At 70.0% G+C, this 17,478-nt stretch carries 10 protein-coding genes; 6 read left to right on the forward strand and 4 right to left on the reverse strand.

Translation table 11 applies throughout. From position 1 onward, the window contains the following. Positions 1-309: 309 nt before the first annotated feature. A complete protein-coding gene (locus ACWC21_RS27465; protein WP_450885514.1) occupies positions 310-1,200 on the reverse strand; it encodes a class II fructose-bisphosphate aldolase in 891 nt (296 codons plus the stop codon). A 164-nt stretch (positions 1,201-1,364) separates the two neighbouring features. Here ACWC21_RS27465 and ACWC21_RS27470 point away from each other — a divergent pair, with 164 nt between their 5' ends. Next, the gene (locus ACWC21_RS27470; RefSeq protein WP_450885515.1) at positions 1,365-2,153 is read left to right on the forward strand and encodes a DeoR/GlpR family DNA-binding transcription regulator; all 789 of its coding nucleotides are present in this window, start codon (positions 1,365-1,367) and stop codon (positions 2,151-2,153) included. A 56-nt stretch (positions 2,154-2,209) separates the two neighbouring features. Here the strand turns inward: ACWC21_RS27470 and ACWC21_RS27475 are convergent, their stop codons facing one another. From ACWC21_RS27475 to ACWC21_RS27485, 3 genes are read right to left on the reverse strand one after another with little or no spacing between them, the layout of a single operon-like run. Then, a complete protein-coding gene (locus ACWC21_RS27475) occupies positions 2,210-3,097 on the reverse strand; it encodes a carbohydrate ABC transporter permease (protein ID WP_450885516.1) in 888 nt (295 codons plus the stop codon). Beyond that, positions 3,094-4,059 carry a carbohydrate ABC transporter permease gene (locus ACWC21_RS27480; protein WP_450885517.1) on the reverse strand — a complete coding sequence of 322 codons (966 nt, stop codon included), beginning with the start codon at positions 4,057-4,059 and terminating at the stop codon, positions 3,094-3,096. The genes ACWC21_RS27475 and ACWC21_RS27480 overlap by 4 nt, the downstream gene beginning before the upstream one ends. A gap of 5 nt (positions 4,060-4,064) precedes the next feature. Further along, on the reverse strand, positions 4,065-5,324 hold the full coding sequence (locus ACWC21_RS27485) for an extracellular solute-binding protein (RefSeq protein ID WP_450885518.1): 1,260 nt from the start codon (positions 5,322-5,324) through the stop codon (positions 4,065-4,067). Between the two features lie 196 nt (positions 5,325-5,520). Between ACWC21_RS27485 and ACWC21_RS27490 the strand changes: the two genes are divergently transcribed. The 5 genes from ACWC21_RS27490 (at position 5,521) to ACWC21_RS27510 (ending at position 17,463) form a co-directional block, all read left to right on the forward strand. Continuing rightward, positions 5,521-6,420, forward strand: coding sequence for an SIS domain-containing protein (locus ACWC21_RS27490; RefSeq protein WP_450885519.1), 900 nt, complete (start codon positions 5,521-5,523; stop codon positions 6,418-6,420). A gap of 428 nt (positions 6,421-6,848) precedes the next feature. Further along, on the forward strand, positions 6,849-9,821 hold the full coding sequence (locus tag ACWC21_RS27495; protein ID WP_450885611.1) for a TIM-barrel domain-containing protein: 2,973 nt from the start codon (positions 6,849-6,851) through the stop codon (positions 9,819-9,821). Positions 9,822-9,935: 114 nt separating this feature from the next. Next, positions 9,936-11,807, forward strand: coding sequence for a glycoside hydrolase domain-containing protein (locus ACWC21_RS27500; protein ID WP_450885520.1), 1,872 nt, complete (start codon positions 9,936-9,938; stop codon positions 11,805-11,807). 44 nt (positions 11,808-11,851) lie between these two features. Next, complete coding sequence (locus tag ACWC21_RS27505; RefSeq protein WP_450885521.1) at positions 11,852-15,454, forward strand: beta-galactosidase; 3,603 nt, start codon at positions 11,852-11,854, stop codon at positions 15,452-15,454. Beyond that, the gene (locus ACWC21_RS27510) at positions 15,454-17,463 is read left to right on the forward strand and encodes a glycoside hydrolase family 31 protein (protein WP_450885522.1); all 2,010 of its coding nucleotides are present in this window, start codon (positions 15,454-15,456) and stop codon (positions 17,461-17,463) included. Before ACWC21_RS27505 ends, ACWC21_RS27510 begins: the two co-directional genes overlap by 1 nt. Positions 17,464-17,478: the final 15 nt, after the last annotated feature.

Consider the following 17,478-nt stretch of genomic DNA (forward strand, 5'->3'; position numbering starts at 1 on the left):
CCCGCGTACTGGATGTACTCGGGTGGTGCGACAACGCGGCGAGGTGCCGTGCCGGGCGTCGCGAGCCGGTGAACCTTTCCGGTCGCAGCACTAGGCGCGGCCGGCGGTGTCGCCCGCGCTCGTCGGCCGGTGTCCGGGACCGCACCCGGGACGCGGCGGCCGTCAGCCGGTGTCCGCCTCGTGCCCGCGCCCCTCGCGCCTGGCCGGGCACCTCCTCGGCGGCTGTCGCGAGCAGCCTCGTGGGACCGCTGCGGTCCCCGACCTCGACCAGCGGCCGTGCCCCCCACTCCCTGGCGCCGTCCCGCCGCATCATCCCCCTGCGTCGGCAGCGCGGGCCCGCTCGGCTCGTCCCGTCCCGGCTCCGCCACCCGACAGGGTCCGCAGCGCCGAGGCCACGGCATCGGTCATCGCCCGGCGTGCCGCGGCGAGGGCCGGCCGAGGGTCGACGGCCGCGGGCGCCGCGGCGAGTGTGTCGCGGACCGTGCCGGTGAAGGCGGCGTTCAGTGCGGTACCGATGTTGACCTTGACCATGCCGGCGGCCACCGCGTGCCGTAGTTCCACGTCGGGCACGCCCGTCGAGCCGTGCAGAACCAGGGGCACGGGGACCGCCGCCGCGAGGCGGGCGATGAGACCGTGGTCCAGCCGGGCGGTGCGCGTGGTCATCGCGTGGGAGCTCCCGACCGCGACGGCCAGCGCGTCGACTCCGGTGGCGCGCACGAAGTCGCGCGCCTCATCGGGGTCCGTGCGTGCCGACGGCGCGTGCACTCCGTCCTTTCCGCCGATCGCGCCGAGTTCCGCCTCCACCCAGAGGCCCTGGGAGTGTGCCCAATGCGCCGCGGCACGCGTGGCGGCGACGTTCTCGGCGTGCGGCAGCGCGGACGCGTCGAACATCACGGATCCGAAGCCGCAGTCCGCGGCGCGGCGCAGCAGCGTTTCGTCGGTGACGTGGTCGAGGTGCAGTGCCACGGGGACGGCGGCCGCCTCGGCGAGCGCGGTGGTGGCGCGGGCTATCGGGTCGAGCCGGCTGCCGTGGAACCGCACGGCGTTCTCGCTGACCTGACAGATGACCGGGCAGCCCGCGGTTTCCGCTCCGTTGACCACGGCCTCGGCGTGCTCCAGGGTGATCACGTTGAACGCACCGACGGCCCGTCCGTCGTGGTACGCGGAGCTCACGACGTCGGCGGTGGCGGTCAGCGGCACGATCGGCCTCCGATCCCTGTGCGCGAGGGCCGGCACAGAGGCGAAGGCTTGTGGGAAGAGCAGGTTTTTGCTCGTTTAGAGACCATAAAACACCTAATCAAGCACTGTGGTTTCATGGTGGTGCGCACGTCCTGGCGCGCACCACCGACAGGGGGTTGTGAGAGATGACGGCACCGCAGGCCCGGTGGAACGCGCTGCTCGAGATGCTGACGCGCGACGGCCGGATCGAAGTCGAACCGGCTGCCGAGAAGTTGGGGGTCTCCGCGGCGACGATCAGGCGCGACCTCGACGAGCTGGCCCGTCAGCAGATGGTCACCCGCACGCACGGCGGAGCCGTGATCAACGCGATCGCCTACGACCTGCCACTGCGCTACAAGGCCGCGCGCAACGCTCCGGAGAAGGAGCGGATCGCGCACGCGGCCGCCGGGCTGGTGCAGGCCGGCGCCGTGGTGGGGTTGAACGGCGGTACCACGACCACCGAGGTGGCGCGGGCACTGGCCACCCGCGCCGACCTGAGTTCCGGCGGCGCGGAGACGGCGGTCACCGTGGTGACCAACGCCCTGAACATCGCCAACGAGCTGGTCGTACGGCGCCACGTCAAGCTGGTGGTGACGGGCGGAGTGGCCCGGCCGGCGTCCTATGAGCTGATCGGGCCGCTGGCCACCGAACTGCTCGCGGAGATCGCACTGGACCAGGTCTTCATCGGGGTGGACGCCATCGACGTGGCCCACGGGGCGACCGCCCACCACGAGGGCGAGGCCAGCATCAACCGGGCGCTGGCCCGCCGCGCGCAGCAGGTCGTCGCGGTCGCCGACTCCTCCAAGCTGGACCGGCGGGCGTTCGCCCGCATCTGCCCGGTGGAGGACATCGACGTCCTGGTGACCGACAAGGCCGCCTCGGACGAGGTGACCGGGTCGTTCACGGCGGCCGGTGTGGAGGTCATCCGCGCCTGACGGCGCGTTCCGCTTCCATGCCGGGCCCGGACCCGGCCGCAACGCGCGTCCTGGCGTCATCCCCGGACACCGCCCGCGGTCAGGCCGGCGACGAGGTAGCGCTCCACGAAGGCGAACAGCACCACCACGGGCACGATCGCGACGAGCGAAGTGGCGAACAGGTACTGCCATTGCTCGTGGTACGAGGTGACGAAGCCGGGAATCGCCTTCGTCAGGGTCATCCGGTTGCCGGACGAGGTGATGGTGAGCGCCACCACGTACTCGTTCCACGCGCCGATGAAGGTGTAGACGAGCGCGGTCACCACACCGGGCATCGCGAGCGGCAGGACGACACGGGTCAGGGCGCCGAGCCGCCCGGTGCCGTCCAGCCAGGCGGCCTCCTCCAGTTCCCGGGGGATGCCGGCGAAGTACGCGTTGAGGATCCATATGCAGAACGGCAGGTTGAACGCCGCGTTCACCAGGATGAGGCCCTCGGCGGTGTCGGTCAGGTCGAGGCTGACCATCTCCCGGTAGATGCCGACCAGCAGCGCGGTCGGCGCGAACATCTGGGTGACGAGTACGAGCAGCAGGAACGCGCCGCGTCCGCGGAAGCGGTGCCGGGCGGTGTAGTACGCGGCGGGCATCCCGACGGCCAGGGCGAGCAGCGTCGCCGCCCCGGCGACGTACAGCGAGAACAGCAGCGCGTCCGTGACGCGTGGGTCGGTGAGCGACCAGATGTGCGTGAAGTTCGACCACTGCCACCGGGAGGGCAGGTAGGACGGCGGGGACTTCATCAGTTCGGGCGTCGGTCTGAGCGCCGTCAGCAGCATTTCCGCGTAGGGCGCGAGAAACGCCAGCGCCACCAGCCATCCGACGGCGGTGAGCAGGACGGTGCGCAGCTTCATCGGTCTCGGCCGCCTGCTGCGCGGCACGGCGTCGCGAGGGGTGGCGGCGGTCCTGCTCACGCGGTGTCCTCCTGTCGGCGGACGACGCGCAGATAGACCAGCACCACAGCCAGGACCAGCCCGAAATTGACGACGGCCATGGCGGCCGACTCCCCCACCGACTGGTTGTCGAAGGCGAGTTTGTACAGGTAGGTGGTGGTGGTGTCGGTGGCGAAGCCGGGGCCGCCGCGCGTCATGGCCCAGATGATGGGGAAGGAGTTGAACACATTGATCACGTTGATGATCGCGGCGACCACCAGCGAGGGCCGCAGCAGCGGCAGGGTGATGCCGAGGTAGCCGCGGACCGGGCCGGCGCCGTCCACCCACGCCGCCTCGTACACCTCGGCGGGAATGCTCTGCAGACCGGCCAGCAGCACGAACGAGGTGAACGGCAGCGAGACGAACACCGCCACGCCCATCATCGCGACCAGTGCCCGCCCCGGATCGGCCAGCCAGTTGACGGGCGCGTCCAGCACGCCGAGGTCCATGAGCAGCCGGTTGACCACGCCGTAGAAGTCGTTGAGCATCCAGCGCCAGATGAGCGCCGTCATCAGCACGGACGAGGCCCATGGCACGATCAGCGCCCATCGCACCAGCCGGCGCCCGGGAAACCGTGAGTTCAGCAGCCCGGCCAGGCCGAGGGAGACCACGACCGTGACGGTGACGACCCCGACGACCCACACGAGGGTGCGCAGCAGCACTCCGGGCAGGTCGCCCTCGGCGAACAGGTCGGTGTAGTTGCGGACTCCGGCGAAACCCTTGGACAGTCCGGTGGAGCTCACCCGTGTCAGGGACGTACGGATCATCTCGACGACCGGCCAGATGACCATGGTCAGGATGAGGAGGGTCGCGGGACCGAGCCACAGCAGCGGGTCCAGCGCACGCCATGTCCGGCGACCACGGTGCGGCGACGGCGGCGCCGACGTCGCCGGGGCCGGATGTCCGGCCTCGGTGGGGCTCGTGGTGACGTCGTGTACGGCCACCGAAGTCAGTCGCCCTTCTGCGCGGTCTTCTGGATCTCGCCCAGGACCTTCGCCGGGTCGCCGCCCGCCACCGCCGTGCCGATGCGCTGTTTCACGGCGCCGTCGACCGCGGCCCACGCGGGGTCGTCGGTGGGGGCGAACTCCGCGTCGGAGAGGGCGTCGACGAACGGCTTGTAGTAGGCGGCGTTGCGGCTGTCGGAACTGAGCACCTCACCGGCCGACCTGGTGACCGACAGAAAGCCCTCGGTGGAGACGAACTTCGCTGCGTTCTGCTTCTGGTAGAAGAAGTCGAGGAACTTCTTCACCGCCGCCCTGTTCGCCCCGCCACTCTTCTTGAAGGCGACGAGGTAGTCCTGCACGCCGAGTGTCTTGTGGGAGCTGCCGTTCTTGCTCGGCAGGGCCGCGACACCGTAGTTCAGTTTCGCGTCGACCGGGTCGATGAAGCCCTTCCGCATGAAGACCGCCCCGTTCAGCATGCCGATCCTGCCCTGTGCGAACTCGTTGAAGACGTCCTTGCGGTTGGTGGTCTCCGGATTGGGCTGGGTGAGCTTGTCCTTCGTCAGTTTTCGCAGATAGGCGAGCGTGTCGACGTTGGCCGGCCGGTCGATCGCCCACTTGCCCGAGGCGTCCGTCCAGCCACCGCCGTTGTTCATCGCCCAGATCTGGAACTCCGCCTGGGCCTCCTCGGCCCCCAGGGGCAGTCCGAGGCCGATGTAACCGGCCTTCTTGATCTTCCTGGCGTCGGCCTCGACCTCCGCCCAGGTCGACGGCGGGTGGGCGATGCCCGCCTTGGCGAAGATGTCCTTGTTGTAGAAGAACAGGCGAGCACTGGAGATGAACGGCAGGCCGTACTGGACTCCGTCGTACTGCGCCTTCTGCCGGAACACCGGGAGGAAGTCGGCCAGCACCCCGGGAGAGACGACGTCCTGCGCCTTGTGCACCAGACCGTCGCGGGCGAAGTCGGAGAACTTGTTGTAGTTGAGGATGTCGGGTTCCTGCTTGGTCTGGACGTACGTCTTGACCTTGGAGTCCATCTGCTCCCAGTCGACGACCTCGAGATTCACCCGGTAACCGGGGTTCGCGGCCTCGAAGTCCTTGATCAGCGCCCTCCAGTAGGCCTGGGTGTCGTCGTCGTACTTCGCCGCGACGAAGCTGATGGTCCTGCCGTCGGATCCGCCGCTGTCGGAGGAGCTGCCCTTGCCGCATCCGGTGAGAACCAGTGCCAGGGCCAGTCCCCCGGCGAGGCCCGCGAGATGGCGTTTCACGGAGTACCTCTCCGCACGCATGGCGTGCTTGGTCAAGCGCGTGCTCGCCCGGTTGCGGGCCCGCTTGCTTGTTTATGCTCGATTCAGAGTGTTATCAATCATCAAGCGACATGATGCTCAATGGATCGCGCACGGTGTCAAGGGCCGCCACATCACGCACCGGTCACGCCGTGCGCCCGAGAGGGGAGACTTCCCGATGAGTCGGACCGAGATCGAGATCGCCACCCAGCCCGACTGCTGGCGGCAGGCCGTGGCACTGGCCCGGCAGCCCGACGGCCCCGCTTCCGCCTCGCTGCCCCGGTCCGGCGAGCGGGTGGCCGTCGTCGGCTGCGGGACGTCCTGGTTCATCGCCCAGGCGTACGCGGCGCTGCGGGAGTCGGGCGGCCACGGCGAGACCGACGCCTTCCCCGCCTCCGAGATGCCGACCGGGCGTGCCTACGACCGGGTGCTCGCGCTGACCCGGTCCGGCACCACGACCGAGGTGCTGGATCTGCTCCGCCGGCTCCGCGGCCGCACCCCCACGACCGCCGTGTCCGCGGTACCGCGGGCACCGGTGACGGAGCTGGCCGACGCCGTCGTCCTGCTCGACTTCGCCGACGAGACCTCGGTCGTCCAGACCCGGTTCGCCAGCACGGAACTGGTCCTCCTGCGGGCACACCTGGGCGAGGACCTCGGGCAACTGCCGCGGCAGGGGCACTCGGCGCTGGACGAACCGCTGCCGGCCGGGGTGCTCGAGGCCGAGCAGTTCACCTTCCTGGGGCGGGGCTGGGCGTACGGGATCGCCCAGGAGGCGGCGCTGAAGATGCGTGAGGCGGCGTGCGCCTGGACCGAGGCCTATCCGGTGATGGAGTACCGGCACGGGCCGATCAGCGTCACCGGACCGGGCCGTGTGACGTGGTGGTTCGGGGACCCGGCGGCCCTGCCGTCCGGTCTCGCCGACGACATCGCCCGGACCGGCGGGCAGTTGGTGGCACTGGGCCGGGACCCGCTGGCGGACCTCGTCGTGGTGCACCGACTGGCCGCCACCCTCGCCTCGGCCCGCGGGCTCGACCCGGACAATCCGCGCCATCTGACCCGTTCGGTGATCCTGGCCTGACCGGGCCGGCCCCGGGGGCGGGTCTCGCGGAGGTCGCAGAATTTACCCGTCCGTTACCGACGGTTTCCGGCCCCTCGGACGTGCCTCAGCCGGACCCGGTGCCGACCGCCACCAGGACAGCTGCCGCCCCAGCAGCACTGCCGGGGCACCCGGAGACCACGCGCCCGGCATGTTGACAGGTGGCGGTTGCCGCAAGAGCATGAGCGAAACTGCTTTCAATCTTGCATCTGCACGCATCTTCAAGCAGAGGGCGAACCCTGCCCGGCACCGCGCTTCCTCGTGATCGCGCACGACCGCGCACGTCGCGGGCCACCAGCACCACGCACCGCCGCTCCTGAGTCACCGTCCTGTCCGACAGGAGGACACGAGTGCACGCCCGATCGAGCAGTCCCGGCGGCTTGTTGTTCGCTGCCGCGCTGACCGCCGCCATGCTGGTGACGCCGGTCACCGGCTACCCCGCCGCGGAAACGGCCTCAGCCCGCCCCGCCACCGGCGGCACCGGTGGCACCGGCGGGCCGAACGTGGTCCGCACCGCGCACGCGGTCACGGTCCGGGTGCCGGCCTCCGCGGGTGCCCCCGGCTACACCCTCGACGTGGCCACCGACGAACTGGCGCTGACCACGCACCGCGCCGGGAAGACCGTGCTCGGCACCGCGTCCGGCGACACCGGCGCCCTGCGTTTCACCGCGGCCGACGGCACGTGGCAGCATGCGACCGGCGTCACGGGCTGGACGTGGCAGGACGGCGTCCTGACCGTCACCGCCGACAGCACGCTCGACGGCGCCACCGTGCGGGCCCGGATCACCCCCGGCGCCGACCGTTACCAGCTCGACTGGGACGTCGAAGGCGGCGCCCCGAAGCAGCTGGGCCTCACCTACGACCTGGCGTCGGCCGGCCACTGGTACGGCCACGGCGAGGCCGAGACCCCCCAAGGCGGTCCCGGCGTCGACCAGCCCTGGCCTCTCGACGCCGGGGAGGTCGACCACAAGACCTTCGGCCCCGCGTCGTACAACATGATCGACCCGTTCTGGTACACCTCGGAGTCGACCGGTCTGCGCGTCGACACCGGGAACGTCATGGACGTGGTGCTCGGCAAGGGCAAGGACGGCCTCGGCTCCTTCACCGTCGAGTCGCCCGACACCTACAAGGCCACCGTGTTCGTCGAGTCGACCCCGCTCGACGTCTACCGCGACTACATAGGCATCGTCGGCAAACCGGCCAAGAGCGACGCCACGTACGAGCAGTACGCCAAGCCGCTGTGGAATTCCTGGGCACAGTTCTACACCAAGGTCGACCAGGAGAGACTGCTCGGCTACGCCAAGGACCTCCACGACAACGGCCTGGACGGGCACACCATCCAGCTCGACGACAAGTGGGAGTCGAACTACGGCAATCTGACCTGGGATCCCAAGACCTTCCCCGATCCCGAGGGCCTCTCCGAGAAGATCCACGACATGGGGTTCGACTTCGGCATCTGGGTCACCCTGTGGATCAACCTGGACTCCGACAACTACCGGTACGCGGTCGACCACGACTACCTGCTCAAGGATGCCGAGGACACGACCAAGCCGTGTGAGGTGACCTGGTGGAACGGCCGGGCCGGGATCATCGACCTGGCGAATCCCGACGCCAAGGCCTGGTACGAGGGCAACCTCAGGAAGCTCATGGCCACGTACCACATCGACGGGCTGAAGTTCGACACCCGCTTCTTCGACGAGAAGTGCGCGCCGCGCGCGGGTCATCAGGCCACGGACTACCAGAAGCTCGGCACGCAGCTCGCCGACGAGTTCGACCTCCAGGGCGCCGGCATCCGGGTGCACTGGAACCGGACGGCCCACCAGGCGGGCTTCGTCACCCGCCAGGTCGACAAGGGCACCGGCTGGGACTCACTGCGCGCCTCCGCCACCCAGAACCTCGCCATCTCCACCATCGGCTATCCGTTCGTGGAGTCCGACATGATCGGTGGCTCCGGCGGCCAGAGCGCACCGTCGAAAGGCGTGCTGGTGCGGTGGGCTCAATCCGCCTCGCTGATGCCGCTGATGTACGCCTCCACCTCCCCCGTGGACACCAACGACACCACCACCGGGCAGAAGGTGGACTACGACCAGGAGACGGTCGACCTCTACCGACAGGCGATCAAGACGCACGAGAAGCTCGCCCCCTACATCTGGGATCAGGTGCAGAGCACCCTGAGGACCGGCGACCCCATCATGCGCCCGCTGTTCTTCGACTTCCCGAAGGACGAGGCGAGTTACACCGTCTCCGACGAGTGGATGCTCGGCCCGGCCGTGCTGGCCGCGCCCAAGCTGAGCACCGGCGCCACCCGCTCCGTCCATCTGCCGCCGGGCACCTGGTACGACGTGAACCAGGGCACGGTGATCCGCGGCCCCAGGACGCTCAAGGGGTACGCGGCGCCGCTCGGCGTCACCCCGGCCTTCGTCGACCTCAAGGCCAAGGGCGCGGCCAAGGCCATCAAGGCGCTGCGGCGCTACGACGCTCCGGCCGCCTCCGTCCTGATCACACCGGACGCCCCGTCCACCGACTCCGGTACACCGTTCGAGGTGACCACGGAGGTGACCAACTGGGGCACCCGGCCCCTCAGGCACGCCACGGCGGCACTGGAGCTGCCCGACGGCTGGAGCGCCGAGCCGGCCGGTCCGACCACCGCGAGGTCCCTCAAGAACGGCGCCACACTCACCACCACCTGGACGGTGACCCCGGCCGACGACGCCCGATGGGGCGGCCACGACCTCACCGGCACCGCCGTCCACGACGGTTCGACGAAGGTGTCCGACACCGTGCAGGCGCAGGTGAGGGCCGTCCCGGGCAGGGTGCGGGAGCCCTACCTGACGACCGACACCACCGCCGGCGACGCCCGATACGCCCAGGCCGGTGACCAGTTCGCCATCTGGGCGGGCGGCCAGGACCTGTCCGGCTGGAAGGACGAGAAGGGCGTCGTCTACCGGCACGGCGCGGCCGGGGAGAAGGCCACCGTGCAGGCCCGGCTGATCTCCCAGGACAGCGCCTCACCGGTCGGCAAGGCAGGCATCGCCGTCGCCAACGACCTGACCGCGCCGCAGAAGGGCGGTTACGCGGTGCTGGTCATGACCCAGCGGTACGGACTCGAGTTCATGACCGACAGCGACGGCGACGGGAAGCTCGACACCTGGGCGGGCGGCGGCTCCACCTACCACCCGGCGTATCTCAGGCTGACCCGGGACGGCGCCACCTACACCGCGTACGCCAGCAGGGACGGCGACACCTGGTCGCAGGTCGGCACCGCCCAGGTGCCGTCGGCCGCCGGCCCCGGTGACGCCGGAATGGTCGCGGGGGCGGCCAACGCCAACTACCCCGGCACGACGATCGAAGCCGTCTTCAGCGGATTCTCCGTCACCTCCTGACACCACGGGCGCCACCGCTCCCCACCGGCGCCACCGGCACACCCCGTTCCCCGGCAGGCCTCCCCTGGGGCCTGCCGGGCCCCCGCACGCACGTGAGAGAGGGAACCCAGCCCCATGACACGTACGTCCTCAGCTGTCGCCGGCTTCGTCGCGGGCGTGGTCGTGGCGGCGAGCACCACCGCGATCGCCGTCACCGGTACGACGACCAGCACCGGTTCCGACCCCGGTTCCAGGACCACCACCACCTGGCTGACCGTCAAGGTCGCCGACGCCATGGGCACCAGGGACACCATCACCTGGGTTCCCACCGGCTCCTTCGCCGACTCCGCGGAGGAACGGGTCCCGCGCTACCCGATGACCGCCATCCAGGGCAAGGACACCAAGGAGCTCGAACTCTCCGCCGTCCGGGGCGAGCAGGTATCGGCGCAGCTGGCGATCGCGTCCGGCCATGACCTCGATGACGTCAAGGCCGTGGTCGGTGATCTCACCGGGCCCGGCGGAGCGAGGCTGTCCGGGAGCGACACCCAGGTCCGGTTCGTCAAGTACGTGCCGGTGCAGCGCTCCAAGAGCGAGGTCGACTGGTCGGCCACCATCGACCAGGTCAGCTCCGGCAAGGAGGTGTCCGGCGACCGCGACCCCGACGTGGTCGGCGATCCGCTTCAGGAGCGGGATGCCGTGGACGTGCCCGCGTATGCGGCACAACCGCTGTGGTTCACCTTCCACATCCCCGAGGCGGCCAGGCCCGGCACCTACACCGGCACGGTCAAGGTCAACGCCGACGGCCGCACCCAGGCCAGTTATCCGCTGACCATCGAGGTCGCGGACGCGAGCGTGCCCGCCCCGAAGGACTACGGCTTCTTCCTCGACGTGTGGGCGCAGCCGGAGACGATCGCCAGGAACCACGGCGTCAAGCTCTGGTCCGACCGCCACTGGAAGCTGATCGAGAAGTACGACCGCGACCTGGCCTCGCGCGGCCAGAAGGTCATCAACACCACCATCGTGGACAACCCGTGGCACCACCAGTGGTCGCTCGGCACCCGGGAGTCGCAGACCGCCACGCCGTACACCAGCATGGTGGGCTGGAGCTGGAACGGAAAGACCTTCTCCTTCGACTTCGACCGCTGGGACAAGTACGTACGGACCGCCAGACGCGCAGGTCTGGGGCCGGACATCGGCGCCTTCTCCATGCTGGCGTTCCAGGACCAGGAGCACCTCACCTACACCGACACCAGCACCGGCAGGACCGTCTACGAGAACGTCGGTCTGGGCGGGGGCCGCTGGCGGCAGGCGTGGGGAGCGTTCCTTGCCGCCTTCGAGAAACACCTCAGGGCGAAGGGCTGGCTGGAGGACACCTGGCTGTCCTTCGACGAGCGGCCCGTCGACACCATGAAGGTGGTCAAGGACTTCGTCCACGAGGTCGCGCCGGCCTTCGACGACCGTATCTCGGTGGCCGGTTCGATCAGCACCGAGGGCGTCGCGTCCAACCTGTCCGTCGACTGGGGCGGCATCGACGCGATGACGAAGGAGAAGGTGGCGGAGCGGCGCAAGGCCGGCAAGATCACGACCTTCTACGTGTACGGCTCGCCGGCCCATCCCAACACACTGTCGTTCTCGCCCGCGATCGAGTCGCGGATGCTGCCGTGGATCTCCGCCCAGCGGCACCTGGACGGTTTCCTGCGCTGGTCGTACAACAGCTGGACCAGCGACCCCTTCAAGCAGCCGGTGCACATCTTCACGCAGGGCGACGAGTACCTGGTCTACCCGGGCAAGGACGGCCCGATGTCCAGCATCCGCTGGGAGCAGTTGAAGGAGGGCATCGAGGACTACGAACTCATCGCCCAGCTGCGCAGGAAGGACGGCGGCGCCGACAGCGACGCGCTGGCCGAGGCCCTCACCACCGCGACCCGGAACCTCGACGGCCGGACGAAGGACGTGCGCGACATCGAGGCCGCGCGGGCGGCAGTCGTGAAGGAGCTGACGTCGTGAGGGGCAGGCGGAGGGCCCTGCTGCTCGCCGGAGCCCTTACTGTCATGCCCCTGACCAGTGCAGCCGTCCCGGTACCGGCCCGGGCGGGGCAACAGACCCAGGCGCGGCACACCGTCACCTACGACCAGTACTCCGTGCGGGTCGACGGAAAGCCCGTGTACCTCTGGGGAGCCGAGTTCCACTACTTCCGGCTGCCCAGCCCCGATGCGTGGCGCGATGTACTGCAGAAGATCAAGGCGGGCGGATTCAACGCGGTGTCGCTCTACTTCGACTGGGGCTACCACTCGGCCCGGCCGGGCGGTTACGACTTCACCGGCATCCGTGACGTGGAGCGGCTGCTCGACGAGGCCGAGCGCGCGGGCCTGTACGTGATCGCCCGCCCGGGCCCGTACATCAACGCGGAGGTCTCCGGCGGCGGCATGCCCGCCTGGCGGTCGACCCAGGCCGGCGTGAACCGCACCTCCGAGCCGGAGTACATGAAGGCGGCCCGGGAGTGGATGAGCCGGATCAACCCGGTCATCGCGCGCCACCAGCTCACCCGTGGCACCGGGTCGGTGATCCTCTACCAGGTCGAGAACGAGTACCAGGGCGGCCGGCACGACGCCGACTACATGCAGACCCTCATCGACTGGGCGAAGGAGGACGGCATCGATGTGCCCACCTTCGTCAACGACGGCGGCGCCAACAAGAACTGGGTCAGCGGCAAGGGCGCCCCGGACATCTACGGCTTCGACGCCTACCCACAGGGCTTCGACTGCAAGAACCCCGACACCTGGAAGAACCTGCCCGACTACTCCTATGTCAAGGAGTGGAAGCCCGAGTCCCCCCTGATCATCCCTGAGGTACAGGGCGGCGCCTTCGACCCCTGGGGCGGCACCGGATACAAGGACTGCGCGAAACTCACCGGCACCGACTTCACCCGGGTGTTCAGCAGGACGAACATCGCCGCCGGGGTGAGCGGCCAGTCCTTCTACATGACGTACGGCGGCACCAACTGGGGCTGGCTCGCCGACCCCAACGCGGTCTACACGTCGTACGACTACGGGGCCGCGATCAACGAGTCCCGCCGACTGACGGACAAGTACCAGGAGTTCAAGCGGCTCGGGTACATGGTCAACTCTGTGACCTCGCTGGCGCGCACGGACAAGGCCGAGGCGCCGGTTCCGTCCGACGACGCCCTGCGCATCGACCGGCGGGTCAATCCCGACGACGGCACCCAGTTCTTCGTCGTCCGGCACTCCGACACGCGCGTGAAGGACAAGGACGAGACCACCCTGTCCCTCTCGGGCAAGGACGGCGACTACCCGCGCGTCCCGCAGCAGGGCGAGATCACCGTCGACGGCCGGGACGCCAAACTCCTCGTCGCGGGCTACGACCTGGGCGATACGCGGCTCGTCTACTCCACGTCGGAGATCATGACGCACGCCCGGGTCGGCGACCGGGACGTGGCGCTGCTGTACGGGCGTGGGGGCGAGGCCGGTGAGACCGTGCTGAGGTACGCCGAGCGGCCCGAGGTCACCGTCCTCGACGGCGACGTCACGACCACCTGGGACGCCGAACGCGGCGACCTGCGCCTGGACTACAGCCACAAGGGCCTGGCCCGCGTGCTGGTGAACGGCCTGGAGCTGCTGATCGCCGACACCGCGGAGACCACCCGCTGGTGGCGGCAGGACACCGCCGCGGGCCCGGTTCTGGTACGAGGCCCGTCCCTCCTCCGTACCGCCGAACAGACGGGTGCCACCCTGAAGTTGACCGGAGACTCCACCAAGGCCGCGAAGATCGAGGTCATTGCGGACGCCAAGAAGGTGACCTGGAACGGCCGCAGGGTGACCGTCACCCGGGCGCCACGCCCGGTCGAGCTGCCCGCGCTGACGGCATGGAGGTACAAGGAGGAGGCGCCGGAGGCCGCCCCGGACTTCGACGACTCCACCTGGACCACCGCCGACCACCTCACCGCCGCCAATCCGGCACTGGCCGGGTCGCTGCCGGTCCTCGCGATGGACGAGTACGGCTACCACCACGGCGACGTCTGGTATCGCGGCCGGTTCAGGACCACCGGTGCCGCGAAGGCGCTCGCACTCGACGCCAGGACCGGTCCGACCGGCCAGTACGCGGTATGGCTGGGCGGCCGGTACCTCGGCAGCTCCGGCGATGGCGGGCACACCTTCGACATCCCCCCGGACACGCTGAAGAACAGCGGGAGCGGTGAGGACAACGTCCTGTCCGTCCTCGTGGAGAACGCCGGCCACAACGAGGAATGGGGCCACGACTACTCCAAGGAGCCGCGCGGTCTGCTCGGCGCCGAGGTGATCGGCGGGGCCTCGACCCTGACCTGGAAGATCCAGGGCGACCGGGGCGGCGAGGCCCCGGTCGACACCGCCCGGGGCCAGTACAACAACGGCGGCCTCTACGGGGAGCGGGCCGGCTGGTCGCTGCCGGGACACCCCGACGACGGCTGGAAGAGCACCACCCTCTCTCGGCAGACCGGGAAGACCCGGCCCGGCGTGCGCTGGTACCGCACCTCCGCCCGGCTCGACCTGCCACAGGGCCAGGACAACGCGATCGCACTCGATCTCGCCGAAGCCGACGGCGGCCGCACCGGCTACCGCGCCCAGATCTTCGTCAACGGCTGGCTGATCGGCCGCTGTCTGCCGGACACCGGACCGCAGAGACGGTTCGTCATCCCCAAGGGCATCCTGCGCGAGCAGGGCAGCAACACGATCGCCCTGGCCGTGTGGTCCACCGAGGCCGGTGCGGGCCCGGGTTCGGCGAAGCTCGTCGACCTCGGCGCCTCGGCGGGCGGGATCAAGGTCGCCACGGTGGCCGCGCCCTCGTACAACCCCAGGACGTACGCCGTGCCGGACTCCGGGGCCCGTGTCACGGTGGACGCCGAACCGTTCCTGAGCACCTCCGCCGCCGCAAAGGCCACCGTCACCGTCACCGTGCCGAAGGACGCGCCGACCGCCCGGAACGTCGAACTCGCGCTGAAGGTTCCGGACGGCTGGACCGCGACCACCGACGACACCACCCGTTTCGACCGGGTACGGCCCGGCGGCGCGGTGACCGCCGGCTACACCGTCACCCCGCCCGGCGACCCTGTCCCCTACGCCGTCCTGTCCGCGACCGCCGAACTCACCCAGCCCGGCCGTCCGGGCACCGTCACCGGTGTACGGGCCGTGCAGGTGACGCCGCCGGGGCCGTCCTCCGACGCCTACGTCAGCGGCCTGACCCTCGTCAAGGCGGTCAACGGCTGGGGACCGGTGGAGAAGGACGCCTCCAACGGGGAGTCGGCGGCCGGTGACGGACACCACCTGAGCATCGGCGGCACGCTTTACGCCAAAGGCCTCGGCGTGCACGCGAACAGCCGGATCCGGGTCCATCTCGGCGGTGGCTGCACCCGGTTCACCGCGACCGCCGGGGTGGACGACGAGGTCGGCGACAGCGGCAGCGTCTCCTTCGAGGTGATCGCCGACGGCCGCTCGCTCACCACGACCCCGGTGGTACGCGGCTCCGACGGCGGCACCGGAATCGACGTGGACGTGACCGCCGCCCGCTGGCTCGACCTGCTGGTCGACGGGGACGGCGACGTCTCAGCGGACCACGCCGACTGGGCCGACGCCAAGCTGACCTGCGGCGGCGGTGCGTGATGCCCGGACGCGGACAAGCGGTGCGCCGCGCCTCGGCGGCGCTGATCCTGGCCGCCCCGCTGCTCGGCGCGACCCCCGCCGCGACGGCCGCCGTGCCCAGGCCGATCACCGTCACCACCCCGGGCTACGAACTGGGGGTCGACACCCACCGGTTGGCCCTCACCACGGTACGCGCCGGCCGGACCGTCCTGGCCACCGCGCCCGGAGCGTTCCGGTTCCGGCTCGGCGCCGACTGGCACATCGTCCAAGAGGTCACCGGCAGCACCCGTGAAGGCGACACCTTGCGCGTCACCGCCGCCACCGACCTGACGGGCGTGACCGTGGACCTACGGATCACCCTGCGTTCCGACCGGTACGACATGAACTGGTCGCTGTCGGGTGTCCGGGCCGACGCGCTCAGCACGGCGTACGACCTCAGCAGCGCCGGGCACTGGTACGGGCACGGCGAGAACAGCGACCAGACCGTCCAGCCGTGGCCACTGGACTCCGGGCAGATCGTGGACACCGGGTTCAGCCCGGCCTCCTACCAGGTGGTCTCCCCCTTCTGGTACACCTCCACCGCCACCGGGCTGTGGGCGGACACGGACGACCCCATGGACGTGCGGATCAACTCCGGCGGCAACGGGCTCGGCGAGTTCACCGTCAACGGGAAACGGCCCGCCGCCTTCACGGTGTTCGTCGAGCACACCCCCGCCGAGGTGTACCGCGACCACATCGCGCTGGTCGGCAAGCCCGAACGCTCCGACACCCCCTACGAGCAGTACGCCACCCCCCTGTGGAACTCCTGGGCACAGCTCTACGGCGAGCAGACCCAGGAGAACGTCCTCGACTGGGCCCGCGCGCTGGCCGGCGCCGGGCTCGACGGGCACGCTCTGCAGATCGAGGAGAGCGTGATCGCCGCCGACTTCCGCGAACGGTTCCCCGACCCGGCCGCCCTGTCCAGGCAACTCGACCGCCTCGGCTTCGACCTCGGCATGTGGACGGGCCTGTACATGCCCGAGACCGCCACCGACTTCCGCGAAGCCGTCGACAACGGGTATCTGCTGAAGGACCCGTCCGACCCGTCCAGACCCTGCCTGTTCACTTGGTGGAACGGCCGCCGGGCCGGGCTGATCGACCTGGCGAACCCGTCGGCGCGGCAGTGGTACACCAACGGTCTCAAGGCGCAGACAAGCGAGTTGGGGGTCGCCGGGTTCAAGTTCGACACTGCCTTCTTCGACGACCGGTGCGCCCCCTACCCAGGGGCCACCCGCACCGACTATGTGAAGTACGGCACCGAGTTGGCCGACGAGTTCGACCAGCAGGGAGCCGGGTTACGGGTCCCCTGGAACGCCGCGCAGGCCAAGGGCTTCGCCACCCGCACGGCCGACAAGCCGACCACTTTCGCGGGGTTGCGCGCCGCGGTCTCGGCCAACCTGGCCGTCTCCACTATCGGTTACCCCTTCGTCGAGACCGACATGATCGGCGGCTCGCTCAGCTACCCGCCGCCCACGAAGCAGGTCCTGGCCCGCTGGGCACAGGCGGCGTCCCTGATGCCGCTGATGTACTCATCGACCTCGCCCACGGGCGTACGGGACGCGACGACCGGCGAGTGGGTCGGCTACGACCGCGCGACGGTCGGCCTCTACCGGTCGGCCATCGCGACCCACGAGCGGCTGGCCCCCTACATCTGGGACCAGGTGCAGAGCACCCTCGAGACCGGCGATCCGATCATGCGGCCGTTGTTGTTCGACTTCCCGAAGGACGAGGCGAGTTACACCGTCTCCGACGAGTGGATGCTCGGTCCGGCCGTGCTGGCCGCGCCGAAGCTCGATGAAGGCACCACCCGGGACGTCTTCCTGCCGACCGGAACGTGGCGTGACGTCACAGGCGGCAAGGTCGTCCGCGGCCCCGTGACGCTCAAGGGATACGCGGCCCCGCTCGGGGTGACCCCGGCTTTCGTCAACCTCAAGGCCAAGGGCGCCGCCAGGGCGTACCGGGCACTGGCACGCACCGGTGCACAACGGTAGGGGGCAGGATGCGTT

Source organism: Streptomyces sp. NPDC001348, from assembly GCF_053597535.1.